Annotated in this window: 13 protein-coding genes; 6 read left to right on the top strand and 7 right to left on the bottom strand. The window is 66.9% G+C overall.

The window, feature by feature from the left end:
• The 6 genes from AACZ35_RS08030 to AACZ35_RS08005 all read left to right on the top strand — a co-directional run.
• A partial coding sequence (locus AACZ35_RS08030) for an ATP-binding protein (RefSeq protein ID WP_339828032.1) occupies positions 1-2,176 on the top strand: 2,176 nt, incomplete at its 5' end.
• A complete protein-coding gene (locus tag AACZ35_RS08025) occupies positions 2,166-3,245 on the top strand; it encodes a hybrid sensor histidine kinase/response regulator (protein WP_339828030.1) in 1,080 nt (359 codons plus the stop codon). The genes AACZ35_RS08030 and AACZ35_RS08025, both read left to right, overlap by 11 nt.
• A 201-nt stretch (positions 3,246-3,446) precedes the next feature.
• Positions 3,447-3,857, top strand: coding sequence for a hypothetical protein (locus tag AACZ35_RS08020; protein ID WP_339828027.1), 411 nt, complete (start codon positions 3,447-3,449; stop codon positions 3,855-3,857).
• A gap of 56 nt (positions 3,858-3,913) precedes the next feature.
• The gene (locus tag AACZ35_RS08015; RefSeq protein ID WP_339828025.1) at positions 3,914-4,354 is read left to right on the top strand and encodes a PA2169 family four-helix-bundle protein; all 441 of its coding nucleotides are present in this window, start codon (positions 3,914-3,916) and stop codon (positions 4,352-4,354) included.
• Positions 4,355-4,556: 202 nt separating this feature from the next.
• Positions 4,557-4,937 (top strand): HU family DNA-binding protein, encoded by a 381-nt coding sequence (locus AACZ35_RS08010; RefSeq protein WP_188664269.1) that lies wholly within the window; start codon positions 4,557-4,559, stop codon positions 4,935-4,937.
• A 93-nt stretch (positions 4,938-5,030) separates the two neighbouring features.
• Positions 5,031-6,065, top strand: a complete 1,035-nt coding sequence (locus AACZ35_RS08005) for an aldo/keto reductase (protein WP_339828022.1) — start codon at positions 5,031-5,033, stop codon at positions 6,063-6,065.
• Here AACZ35_RS08005 and AACZ35_RS08000 read toward each other — a convergent pair.
• The 7 genes from AACZ35_RS08000 to AACZ35_RS07970 all read right to left on the bottom strand — a co-directional run.
• Positions 6,037-6,582 (bottom strand): GNAT family N-acetyltransferase, encoded by a 546-nt coding sequence (locus tag AACZ35_RS08000; RefSeq protein WP_339828020.1) that lies wholly within the window; start codon positions 6,580-6,582, stop codon positions 6,037-6,039. The two genes, AACZ35_RS08005 and AACZ35_RS08000, sit on opposite strands and share 29 nt — an antisense overlap.
• Positions 6,583-6,639: 57 nt before the next feature.
• Positions 6,640-6,939, bottom strand: a complete 300-nt coding sequence (locus AACZ35_RS07995; RefSeq protein WP_339828018.1) for a hypothetical protein — start codon at positions 6,937-6,939, stop codon at positions 6,640-6,642.
• A gap of 334 nt (positions 6,940-7,273) precedes the next feature.
• Positions 7,274-9,001 (bottom strand): GGDEF domain-containing protein, encoded by a 1,728-nt coding sequence (locus AACZ35_RS07990; RefSeq protein WP_339828016.1) that lies wholly within the window; start codon positions 8,999-9,001, stop codon positions 7,274-7,276.
• 48 nt (positions 9,002-9,049) lie between these two features.
• Entirely contained in the window at positions 9,050-9,349 is a 300-nt protein-coding gene (locus tag AACZ35_RS07985; protein WP_339828014.1) for a hypothetical protein, read from the bottom strand.
• A gap of 15 nt (positions 9,350-9,364) precedes the next feature.
• Positions 9,365-10,183: an SAM-dependent methyltransferase gene (locus AACZ35_RS07980; RefSeq protein ID WP_339828011.1), complete on the bottom strand. Its 819-nt coding sequence runs from the start codon at positions 10,181-10,183 to the stop codon at positions 9,365-9,367.
• 35 nt (positions 10,184-10,218) lie between these two features.
• Positions 10,219-10,824, bottom strand: a complete 606-nt coding sequence (locus tag AACZ35_RS07975) for a GNAT family N-acetyltransferase (protein WP_339828009.1) — start codon at positions 10,822-10,824, stop codon at positions 10,219-10,221.
• Positions 10,757-11,879 (bottom strand): pepsin-like aspartyl protease (locus AACZ35_RS07970; RefSeq protein WP_339828007.1); only part of this gene is annotated, 1,123 nt, incomplete at its 5' end. The genes AACZ35_RS07975 and AACZ35_RS07970, both read right to left, overlap by 68 nt.

Raw genomic sequence — 11,879 nt, 5'->3', positions numbered from 1 at the left:
GGGGGGAGGGCAGGACATGCCGCAACGACGGGCAACTTTCCGCTACCGCGTATTCACCGGACTGATGCTGTTCGCGGTGGTGGTGCTGGCCGGAACATCGTTGCTTTCGCTGCGCGCCACCGAGGAGCTCGAGCGCACCGTCGAGCGCACCAGCCGCACCCAGCAGCTGCTACAGCAGGTGAGCGCGTACTGGGGGCAGGTGGGCGACAGCGAAGCACATGGCATGCGCTACCTGATCACAGGGCGCGCGGAGTTCCTCAACGAATACCGCAGCGTACTCGGCGAGCTTGACGCCAGCCTGGAAAGACTCAAGGCAATGACGGCCACCGACCCCGTCGCTTCGCACCTGGTCGAGGTGTTGGCCATCAAGAACGCCGACCGCCTGCGTTATTACTCCGAACTGCATTCGCTCAAGGCAATGACGGCCGAAGGAAACCTCGCCGCCGACGCGCGCGTGGCCGAACGCCTGCGCGGCGGCACCGGCGCCAGGCTGCTGGCCGAAATGCAGGTGATGATGGGCAACCTGGCCGCGCACGAAGAAGCGCTGCTGGTCGAGAACCGCGACAAGCGCAACCAGATGATCCGCCAGAACTGGGCAACGGTGATGGTGGCCAATGCCCTGGCGCTGGCCGCCGGCCTGGTCGGCTTCCTGGCCACGCGGCGCATGCAGCGCCAGGCCCAGGAGGCGCTGCGGCTTGAATTCCGCGCCGAGCAGGCGCGCCAGTCCAGCCAGGACAAGTCGGTGTTCCTGGCCAGCATGAGCCACGAGATCCGCACGCCGATGAACGCCATCTTCGGCTTCACCAACCTGCTGGCCGAAACGCCGCTCGACCCGCGCCAGGCGACGTATGTCGATTCGATCCGCAAGAGCGGCCAGGCCCTGCTGTCGCTTATCAACGATGTGCTGGACCTGTCGAAGATGGAGGCCGGCAAGCTCGAATTGCGCGAAGAGGCCACCGACCTGCGCGAAATCGTCGACCAGACGCTGACCATGTTCCAGCAGACTTGCGCCGACAAGGGCATCAGCCTGCGCGCCGATTTCGACGGCCGCGCCGAACTGCCGGTGATGGTCGACCCGGTGCGCCTGCGCCAGGTGCTTATCAACCTGGTGTCGAACGCGGTGAAGTACACCGAAACCGGCGGCGTGGTCGTGCGCGTGGGCTGCCACCCGGGCCGGGAAGACGACCGCTGCGACCTGCGCATCGAAGTGCTCGACAGCGGCACCGGCATCGCCGCGCACCAGCTGGGCATGATCTTCGAACCCTTCGAGCAGGGCGACAGCGTCGATGGCAAGAACCGCGAAGGCACCGGCCTGGGCCTGAGCATCGTGCGCCGCCTGGCCGAACTGATGGGCGGCGAACTGTCGGCCGAAAGTACGGTGGGCGAAGGTTCGGTATTCCGCCTGGACATTCCCGACCGGGTGATCAGCACCGATTCGGTCAGCCAGCAGCCCGGGCGCAGCCAGCGCATCGACTTCGACCTGCTGCCGCCGCTGAAAGTGCTGGTGGTGGACGACGTCGCCTGGAACCGCGATCTCGCCGTTGCCTACCTGGCCGGCACGCACCACCAGGTGCTGCAGGCCGGCGACGGCCTGGTGGCGCTGGAACAGATCAAGGCCAAGGGCGCCGACGTCGTGCTGATGGACCTGCGCATGCCCATTCTTTCCGGCGACCAGGCCCTGCAACGCATACGCGCCAATCCGAAGTGGCGCGAGATTCCCGTGGTGGCGGTGACTGCCTCGAGCATGAGCGAAGACGAGAACTGGGTGCGCTCGCGCTTCGACGGTTACGTGCGCAAACCCTATTCGAAGGCCGACCTGTTCGAGGCGCTGGCCCTGCATTTCCCGCCGCGGCGGCAAGAAGCCGACGACGCGCCCACGCCCGCCGCCGACACACCGGCCGAACGCGACCCGGGGCCGCGGCAGCACGATGCCGAGGCCCTGGCCGAACTCAAGGCCCTGCGCGCCTCCCTGCCGGCCATGCGCGGCAACCTGCGCGTGCGCGAAGTGGCCGCCGCCGCCGGCCACCTGGCCGGCCTGGCCGGGCGGCTTGAGTGGACGGCCCTGGGCAACTACGCGCGCGAACTCAAGGAGGCCGTGGATGCCTTCGACGTCACCAGCATGCGGCTGCTCCTGGCCAGCTGCCCCGATCCGGAGGCCATCACCGATGAACAATGAGCGTGCGCCCCTGGTCATGGTCGTCGACGACCAGGAGGCCAATGTCAGCGCCGTCGGCGGCCTGCTTGCCCGCGACGGATTCGACGTCGCGCCCTGCCTGAGCGGCAAGGAGGCCCTGGCCGGCATCGCCGCCGACCCGCCCGACCTTCTGCTGCTGGACATGCGCATGCCGGGCATGGACGGCTTCGAGGTGCTCGATGCCCTGCGTGCCGACGAAGCCACGCGCGAGCTGCCGGTGATCTTTCTCACCGCCGACCACGAGCGTGATTCCCTGGTGCGTGCGTTTTCGTCCGGCGCCGTGGATTACGTCACCAAACCCTTCGTGCCCGAAGAGTTGCTCTCCCGGGTGCGCGCGCACACGGCGCTCAAGCTCGCGCGCGACCACGTGCAGCGGCTGGCCCAGGAGCGCCAGGAAAGCCTGGAGCTGATCGCGCACGACCTGCGCAACCATTTCACCAACGTGCTGTTCTCGGCCGACATGCTGGCCAGCCGCAAGACCGACGAGGCCGGCGGCAAGCTGGTCGAATCGATCCGCAGCGCCGCCGACACCGGCCTTCTTTTCCTGGAAGCCGTGCTCGACCAGGCTGCCGGCGAAGCGCGCGGCGAGGCGGTTGAGCCATTGCCGGTCGCCCAGGTCGTGCAGGATGCCGTCGATGCCCACGCCGGGCACGCGCGCGGCAAGGATACGCGCCTGGACCTGCAGCTTGAACCCGGCCTGCTGGTGCGCGGCCAGCGACTGGCGCTGGGCCACGTGCTGCAGAACCTGGTGTCGAACGCGGTGAAATACGCGCCGTCCGGCAGCGTGGTCACGGTGAAGGCGCTGGCGCACGGCGGGAAGGCGCGTTTCCTGGTCATCGACCAGGGCCCGGGCATTCCCGAGGCCGAACAGGGCGAACTGTTCCGGCGCTTCGCCAAACTTTCCAGCCAGCCGACCGGCGGCGAAAGTTCGACCGGGCTCGGCCTTTCGCTGGCCAAGCAGAAGGCGCGCGCGATGGGCGGCGACCTCTGGTACGACCCGGCGCCGTCGGGCGGCGCCTGCTTCACGCTCGAGATGCCGCGCGTGCACTGATCCTGCGACGGCTCGCCGTGCAGCCTGCACGTGCGACCTTGCATATCGCAGGGGAATTCCCGGCGAAAAGCGTCGCAAGTCCTTGTTCCTGCGTCGGGCAGCGGTTGGCACGCCCCTTGCTCCCTTTTCCATGACGAAGCCGTCGCCGCCTTTTCCCGGGCAGCGGTGGCCTCGTGAATTTCCCAACCATGGAGCTATCGCATGAACAAGTTCACCCGCACCGCCCTGCCGCTGGCGATCGTGATGGCCCTGGCGGCCTGCCAGGAAACCCCGCAGGAAACCGCCGAGGATGTCACCGACGCGCGCATCGAGGCTGCCGAGGACACCCGGGAAGCCCGCCAGGACTATGTCGAAGCCGACACCATGGAAGAGGCGATCGACGAGCGCGAGGACCTTGAGCTCGCCGCGGCCGAAGGCGCCTATGAAATCGCCAAGGAACGGTGCGATGCCCTGGAAGGCGACGCCGAAGAAGCCTGCAACGACGAGGCCGAAGCCACCTACGACGCAGCCAAGGAAGCGGCCCAGCGTCGCCAGGAAGTCGGCGACGACATGCTCGACGCGGCTGAAGAAGTTGCCGACGACATGGAAGACGCCGTCGAAAACGAGTACTGAGCCCCCGCTCGGTACCGTGCACCAACCCTAAGGAAGACAAGTCCAAGGAGGACACCATGAACAAGACCACCGCCACCCTCAACCACCTGGTCGAAGCCCTCAACGACGGCGTCGAGTTCCACGAACATGCCGCCAGGGAAACCACCCAGCCGGCCTACCGCGACCTGTTCCTCAACATGGCGCAGGTGAAGAAGGCGATCGCCGCCGACCTCAAGGCCGAGGTGTCCAAGCAGGGCGCCGAGCCCGACAACGACGGCACCTGGCTGGGCGGCATCCGCGAGGGTTATGCCCAGCTGAAGTCGAAGATGGTCAAGGACGCCGACGCGGCCTGGATTTCTTCGATCGAAGAGCAGGAAGACCGCGTACTCGAAGCCTTCCGCGATGGCCTCGAGGGCGACCAGCCCCCGAAGGTCCGCGAGCTGGCCGCGCGCTACCTGCCCGAGGTCAAGAAGATGCACGACCAGATGCGTGACCTGAAGCGGGCCAAGGCGGCCTGAGACCGCCCGTCCTCCCGCGGTCCCCGGCGTGCTGGCCGGGGGCCGCGGCAGGTTTTCAGGCGCCGGGGCCTGCCGGTAGCGAAAAAAACCCGTGTTTTTACCGCTTTTGCACTTGGCGGCGACGGGAACTTGCCCTACATTCACTGGGCCGGGGCAAGCCCAGGCACCCCAATTACCCATCCAGAATCACGGGAACAAAAAAATGGCTACCAAGAAAGCTGCGAAGAAGAAGGCTGCCCCGAAGGCCGCTGCCAAGCCGGCCGCGCCCAAGCCGATCAAGGAAGCGCTGACCAAGTCCGGTCTGGTGTCGCATATCGCCGACAACACCGGCCTGGCCTCCAAGGACGTGCGCGCCGTGCTGGCCGCGCTCGAGAACGCCGTGCACGGCTCGGTCTCGAAGAAGGGCGCGGGCAGCTTCACCCTGCCGGGCCTGCTGAAGATCACCTCGGTCAACGTTCCGGCCAAGCCCAAGCGCAAGGGCATCAACCCCTTCACCAAGGAAGAGCAGTGGTTCGCCGCCAAGCCGGCCACCGTCAAGGTGAAGATCCGTCCGCTCAAGAAGCTGAAGGATTCCGCGGCCTGAGGCCCGGATTCGCGACGCGGTAACGCGCGCGAAAGCAGAATCAGCGGGGTGGGTGCTTCGGCACCCGCCCCGTTTTCATTTCAGGAGACCCCCATGGAATACCGCTACCTCGGCCGCTCCGGCTTCCGCGTTCCCGTGCTGTCCTTCGGCACCGGCACCTTCGGCGGCGAAGGTGAGTTCTTCAAGGCCTGGGGCGCCACCGACGTGGCGCAGGCGCGCCGGCTGGTGGACATCTGCCTGGACGCCGGCGCGGCGATGTTCGACAGCGCCGACATCTATTCCAGGGGGGCGGCCGAGTCGATCCTGGGCGAGGCCATCAAACACCGCGCGCGCGACGAACTGATCATTTCCACCAAGGCCACGTTCCGCTTCGGCCCGGGCGAGAACCAGGTGGGCTCCTCGCGCCACCACCTGCAGCGCTCGGTGGACGCCTCGCTCAAGCGCCTGGGCACCGACTACATCGACATCTTCCAGCTGCACGGCCAGGACACCCGCACCCCGGTCGAAGAGGTGCTTTCCACGCTCGACGCGCTGGTGCAGGCGGGCAAGATCCGCTACGTCGGCGTCTCCAATTTCAGCGGCTGGCACCTGATGAAATCCCTGGCCGCTGCCGACCGCCACGGCTGGCCGCGCTACGTGGCCCAGCAAACCTACTATTCGCTGGTGGGCCGTGACTACGAGTGGGAACTGATGCCGCTGGCCGCCGACCAGGGCCTGGGCGCCATCGTCTGGAGCCCGCTGGGCTGGGGCCGCCTGACCGGCAGGATCCGCCGCGGCCAGCCGTTGCCGGAAAACAGCCGCCTGCAGTCCAAGGTCGCCGCCGACAGCGGCCCGCAGGTCGACCAGGACTACCTGTACCGCGTGGTGGACGCGCTGGACGAAGTGGCCGCGGAAACGGGCAAGACCGTGCCGCAGGTGGCGCTGAACTGGGTGCTGCAGCGGCCGACCGTCAGCAGCGTCATCGTCGGCGCCCGCAACGAAGACCAGCTGCGGCAGAACCTGGGCGCGGTGGGCTGGAACCTCACGCCCGACCAGGTCGCCCGCCTCGACGCCGCCAGCGACCGCCCCAAGCCGTACCCGTTCTGGCACCAGGCCAGTTTCAGCTACCGGAACCCGACGCCGGTGTAAGCCCGGCCGGCCGGTCGATCCCGTAAACCAGCAGCGTTTCGCCATCCAGGGCCCGCGGGCCCTGCAGGCGCATGCCCAGCGATTCAAGCAGGCGGCGCGAGGCGACGTTGCCGATGGTGACGATGGCCAGCACCCGCGGCAGCGCCAGGGGCCCGAAGGCGATCTCCAGGGACAGTTGCGCGGCCTCGCGCGCCAAGCCCTGGCCGCGCCACTGCGGCAGGAAGGCATAACCCAGGTCCGGGTCGGGCAGCAGGTCGCGGCGGATCAGGCCGCACATGCCAGCCAGGCTGCCGTCGTCTTTCATCTCGACGGCCCACATGCCGAAGCCGTTACGGGCGTAGCTGGCGATGGGCCCCTCGCGCAGGTAAGTGGCAGCCTGGTCGAGGTCGCGAACGCCGCGGTCGCCGATATGGGCCAGGAAGTCCGGGTCGTTGAGCAGGGCGAGCGCGAAGGCGGCATCGTCCGCGCGCAGTTCGCGCAGGCGGAAGCGGTCGGTTTCAGGAAAGGTTTGCGGCATGGGCGGTCCCGGGTGGACCGCCGGATTATTGCAGGGCCGGGTCGCCCGCGGTAAGTCTCAGGGCGTGGCCAGCGTGACCTGCTGCAGGCCCTCGTGCATGGCAACCAGGCGCTGCACCTGCGGCATGTGCGCTTTGCGCGGCTGCTGCTCGACGCCGAGCGACTTGCTGTCGAAGCGCACGTTCTCGCGAATCACGATCTTGAACTGGATCGTCGCCGAAGCCGAGACCTTCGCGCCTTCGCTGCCGACCGAAAGTTCGCCCTGGGCAAGGGCCGGCTGGGCGAGGGCCATCGCCAGCGCGGCGATGGCCGCGAGGCGGAAGAGGAGGGCGGGCTTGGCGAGGCGCTTGGCGTTCATCGTGCTGCTCCTGGGGGGAGGAACCGAAGCCGGCGGAGGTCTTCGTGTTCCTTGGAGAGCAGTCTAGGAAGCGGTGTAAGTTATTGATGCGCAACGGATCACACTTGCCCACTATGGGATTTCGCGCACACTTCCCGACCAAATGCGGCAGTGCGGCACGGTTTGTTTGCGCGTGCCATCACAGTTCGATTTCAAACCGTGAAGTCCGCCCAACCTGCAGCTGAATCCACCGGTGCTTCCAGCAACGCCCGGGTGCAAAAAAAACGGCCAGCGAGGTTGGCTGGCCGTGCAGTTTTTTCATGGTGTCGCCGGCGTGGCCGGCGCAGTTGCGGGCTTACGTTGCCGCGATTTCAGTGGTGTCCGATTCCAGACCGTGGGTGCGCACGCGGTCGCGGCCGGCGTGTTTGGCCTGGTAAAGCGCGTCGTCGGCGCGGCTGAGCAGCGGCAGGAAGTCGTAGCCATTGGCGCGGGTGCCAGCGACGCCGAAGCTGGCGGTGACGTTGAATACGTGCCCGGTGGGCGAGGTGTCGATGGCGGCGATGCGCTTGCGGCAGGCCTGGGCCAGCGCCACCGACGACGGCAGGTCGCAGCCCACCAGCAGGAAGGCGAACTCTTCGCCGCCCAGGCGCCCAAAGCGGTCGTTCTTGCGGCACACGTCGGCGCAGACCTTGGCGACTTCGGTCAGCACCCAGTCGCCGGTGGCGTGGCCGAAACGGTCGTTGATGGACTTGAACTCGTCGAGGTCGAACATCACCAGCCCGGCTTCTTCGCCGTCCTTCTTGCAGAACGCCAGCGCTTCTTCGGCCCGGTGGCTGAAGTGCATGCGGTTGGAAACGCCGGTCAGCGCGTCGGTTTCGGCAAGGCGCCGGAACAGGATCTGCGCCTTCTTGGTGCGCCAGGCCCAGAAGGCGATGGTACCAAGCAGGAGGGCGAGCAGCGCCACCACCAACTGGGTGTTTCGCGTGGCCAGCGTGGACGCCTGTTCCCGGAGTTGCAGGACCTGGTTCTCGCGGTTGAGGAGCTCGATGGTCTGGTTCTTCTGGCGGGTTTCGCCAAGGACCTGCTGGTAGACCAGGGCCCGCGCCTTCACTTCATTGAGGTAGGCGCTGTTCGCATCAAAGTAGTTGATGTGGTGCGCCAGCGCCGCGTCATTGTTGCCCCGCTGCAGGGCACTCTCGAACAGAACCCGGTGGGCGGTAACCAAGGGCGCCGAACTTGCCATCGCCGTGCCCTGGCCCATGATGCCCCTGGCGAAACGTTCTGCCGCCTGGTAGTCGCCAGCAGCCAGGTAGATTTCGGCCAGCGTCGCGTAGACCTCGGCGATCACCCGTGGATACTTGGTTGCCTCTACTTCAGCGAGGTGCCGGCTCAGAAGCACGATGGCACCATTGCGGTCGCCGCCATCCGCGATCAGGCGGGCGTGGTAGGCGCGAACGTAGTTTGCAAACAATGGCTCGCCGGCCGAAACGCATTCGTCGATCAGGGCGCTGACTTCCTGCTCGCGACCGGCGAGCTGGCCGAGGCTATAGAAAGCCTCCATGCGCAAGGCGCCGGCAAAACAGCGGGTCCGGGGGCTGGGGGAATCTGCCAGCATCAGGTCCGCATACCGGATGCCTTGCTCGTACTGGCCGACATGGTTGCTGATCGAACCGGCGGCGGCCCACGCGTGGTGGCGCAGCTCGGGGTCGTCGACCTGGTCGACAAGCCCGATCATTTCGTTCAAGTACCGCAGGCCTTCGGAAAAGTCCCGGGTCGCTGCATACGAATTTACGATCAGGGCGCCCGATTGGACCCTGATTTCGGTGTCCTGGCTTTCTTCGAACAGCTTCCTGGCTGCTTCGATTCCGAGGTCGAAGCGTCCGCTGTAGGAAAGCTGGTAGGCCTTGAGGTACTCAAGCTTCTCCCGCTGGCGCAGGCTGGCGGAGTCGATGCTCGCATTGAGCTGCCCGATGAGGGCATTGAACTGCTCCGGGTCCGAGCTGCGGACAAGCTCCGCGCTCTTGAGCATCGCTTCAAACGCAGGAGACGCAGCCGAAGGCGGCGGCGCCAGGAACAGCGCCACCGCCAGGGCAACAGGGAAAAGCCCCCGCTGAATCACGTCACCGTCCGATCAGTGCAAGCCACGCTGGCTGACCGACTCTTTCTGGTCATCTTCGTCCGGCGAATTGGTGTCCTCGTCTTCGCCTTCCTTCTTGTTGTCGTCGCCCTCGGCCGGGAACAGCATGCACAGCATCTTGGGGCGGCCGCCAAGCAGGTCGCCCAGTGCGCCCGAATCGCGGCTCATCAGGACCTGGCGCACTTCATCGTCGACGCCAAGCGCGGCAACTTCAGCTTCGTAGCCGGCAGCATCGCCGTGGGACAGCGCCGGATTGCTGCCAAGACGCTCAAGGAACTCAATGACATTCGACATCATCTTCTCTCCGTTCTATGGGATTACCGGGGTTGCAACGTCACACTTTGTAGCTTCGTCCAGCGCCCGCAGCCGGGCCAACATGGCTTCATTGGGTTGCAGCGGGCAAGCGGGCGGAAGTACGAGGGTCGTTTGTGCCTCCACCCGGGCATCGGGCAGGTCCCGCAATGTGAGCCTTTCGATACGGGGTGGGTGGATGGGCAGGGTGGCGGCTTCGTAAAGCACGCACTCGTGGTCCAACGGATAGTCTTCCGCCAGCAGGTCAACCAGCAGCTGCCGATAGGCCCGGGGGGTGGAGAACCTGGCCAGGCTCCGGTCGCCCGCGAGCCCTGCCTGCCATATGACCAGGCAGGCGCTGGGGTCGATCTTTCGGCGATAGAACATCATCTGGCTTGCCTCGAAGTGCTGGCAGCCGGTCACCCCCGGGTCGATGCCCAGGTCGGCATAGAGACAATCCTCGGCGGAAACGCCGGGCTCCATCAGGGCCGGAAAACCTTCGCGGCGCGCCTGCGCGACGGCGCGATGCGGGGCTTGGGCGAACACGCCCGGATGGCCGTAGAACGCCCCGCAGACCCGCCGGCCCGCGCGCACCTCCGCCAGCATGACCTCGACCATCTCGCGGTAGGTTTCGGTGCGGGGTTTGCCTTCCCGGTAGTAGGGCTGGAGGCTGCGCACGTCCGGATGCATTTCCTGCACCCACAGTTCCACCAAAGGATCGGAGACGGCGACGAAAACAACGTCGGCCTGTTCGATGTGGTTTCGCGAGCGTGGCCCAAGATGTGCGCCCAGGGTCATGCCCAGGCCAACACACGCCAGACTTCCTTGCTTTTCCATGGTCCCCGAATGTTCCGTGGAATACCCGTCGGAGGTTAGCTGAACGGGCCAGCCTTGTCGCGCTTTGCCGCTTGCCAGGTCTCGCGGGTGAGCGTCCATCGAACCGGATGCGGCGGCGTGCCGATGGGGGCAGGCTCGAAACCCAGCCGGAGCATCAGTCCCCGTGCCGGACCGTGTCCTTCCGCGTGTCGGGTATACAGACGGTCCAAAGCCAGGGTCTGGAAGGCGTGTTGCGCCACAAGCGCAATTGCTTCCGTGGCATGTCTCCGGCCCTGGCGAGCCGGCGGCAGGACAACGCCGACTTCGGCGCCGCCGGCATCGTCCAGGACCAGTCCCAGCAGGCCGAACGCGATGCCGTCGCTGCTTTCCGACAGGGTCCAGGCCATGCGTCGCGCACCGGCTTCGACTTGCGCCTTTCGTTCGCGCTGAAATGCACGAAGGGCGCTGGGGGCATCCAGGGCAGGCATGGCGCGGGCCATGGTTTCGGCATCGCCATACAAGGCCACGTAAAGTGATTGGTCCTGGTCGCCTAGCGGTCGCAGGACCAGCTGGCCGCCCGCCAGGGTTGGCAACTTAGTCACGCGACGCCGCCAAACGGGCCACGCCGGTTCCGGCGGCCCCGCTACGGTCGAAGATCGCATACCGGCCTGCGAACAGCGGCAACCCGAGGATCGACTGGCCGCCGAAGTGTGCCAGCGCCGGCGACAACAGGCACAGTGTCCGGCCCCGCTGCAAGGCATTGCGCGGCCAGTAGTGCGAAGCCGGCACGCGCACTTCGGTGCCGGCGCCGTTGGGCGCTTCGAACTCGAAATGCAGGTCCGGCCAGTCCACGGCATCCACGGTCTGCCAGGCCAGGCCGTGGCCTTCGCTGAAAGCGCGTCGGGATTGTTCGACAAGGCCAGGCAAGCGCGGGTCCCTGGCTGCGAACGCGTCCATCACCGCCGCATACGTGCCGGCTTCGAGCACCAGGAAGCTGCAGCCGGTGTCGAGCATGGCGTTGCTGCCCATCGCGGCGACCCGCGACGCTTCCAGCGGTGGCACCGGAATCGGATTACCGCTGCCGACGCGCACCGCGCGCAGGTTTGCGTTGTAGTAAAGGTCGTGCACGATGCGGATGTCCTGGAAACCACCGCGGTAGAGGTGCTGCTGTTCGGCGCCCCCGCCCAGCACCAGCGCGCCGCGGTTGAGCGGGTCGGCTTCGAGGGCGGCGAGCGACGGTTTCTCGTGCGTCACGTGCGCGACGGCCCGGCCGATCGCCAGCGCGAAACGGTTGCGCACAACGCCTTCTTCTTCCAGCGCGGTGAACGCGGGCCGCAGGTGGGTGCGCGGTTGGTGGTGCAGGAAGTCCTGGAAGCGATCCAGGTCCAGCGCATGGCCCTGTTCGTAGGGCCAGGGCCAGCTCAGCGGCGGGGCATGGCCTTGCTGGTCCAGCAGCGGGGAAACGTCCCAGGCTGGGTCCAGGTCGCGGTAGGCCAGGCCCCACAGGCCGTCGGCGCCCTGGAACAGGGCATCGTCGGTTTCGCAGCAGGCGAACAGCGCGTCATCAATGGCGCGGGCGTGGTGGCCGTGGCCGAAGGCCAACCGCGATTTCAGCACCGGGCCGGCCCAGGCACCGCCGCCGTAGCGGATTTCCTGCACCCAGGGGGTGGCGGCCAGGTGGCCGTCGCGGGCGGCGGCATAGGCGTGCGGCCGCACC

It is taken from the genome of uncultured Arenimonas sp. (assembly GCF_963976025.1).
In the GTDB taxonomy this organism is placed as follows: domain Bacteria; phylum Pseudomonadota; class Gammaproteobacteria; order Xanthomonadales; family Xanthomonadaceae; genus Arenimonas.
Note: the sequence above shows the minus strand (reverse complement) of the source record. Positions and strands in the feature narration are given on the sequence as shown.

Coding starts and splice junctions, on each gene's coding strand:
- AACZ35_RS08025 (WP_339828030.1), top strand. CDS start 2,166: ATGAACAATGAGCGTGCGCCCCTGGTCATGGTCGTCGACGACCAGGAG.
- AACZ35_RS08020 (WP_339828027.1), top strand. CDS start 3,447: ATGAACAAGTTCACCCGCACCGCCCTGCCGCTGGCGATCGTGATGGCC.
- AACZ35_RS08015 (WP_339828025.1), top strand. CDS start 3,914: ATGAACAAGACCACCGCCACCCTCAACCACCTGGTCGAAGCCCTCAAC.
- AACZ35_RS08010 (WP_188664269.1), top strand. CDS start 4,557: ATGGCTACCAAGAAAGCTGCGAAGAAGAAGGCTGCCCCGAAGGCCGCT.
- AACZ35_RS08005 (WP_339828022.1), top strand. CDS start 5,031: ATGGAATACCGCTACCTCGGCCGCTCCGGCTTCCGCGTTCCCGTGCTG.
- AACZ35_RS08000 (WP_339828020.1), bottom strand. CDS start 6,582: ATGCCGCAAACCTTTCCTGAAACCGACCGCTTCCGCCTGCGCGAACTG.
- AACZ35_RS07995 (WP_339828018.1), bottom strand. CDS start 6,939: ATGAACGCCAAGCGCCTCGCCAAGCCCGCCCTCCTCTTCCGCCTCGCG.
- AACZ35_RS07985 (WP_339828014.1), bottom strand. CDS start 9,349: ATGTCGAATGTCATTGAGTTCCTTGAGCGTCTTGGCAGCAATCCGGCG.
- AACZ35_RS07980 (WP_339828011.1), bottom strand. CDS start 10,183: ATGGAAAAGCAAGGAAGTCTGGCGTGTGTTGGCCTGGGCATGACCCTG.
- AACZ35_RS07975 (WP_339828009.1), bottom strand. CDS start 10,824: ATGCGATCTTCGACCGTAGCGGGGCCGCCGGAACCGGCGTGGCCCGTT.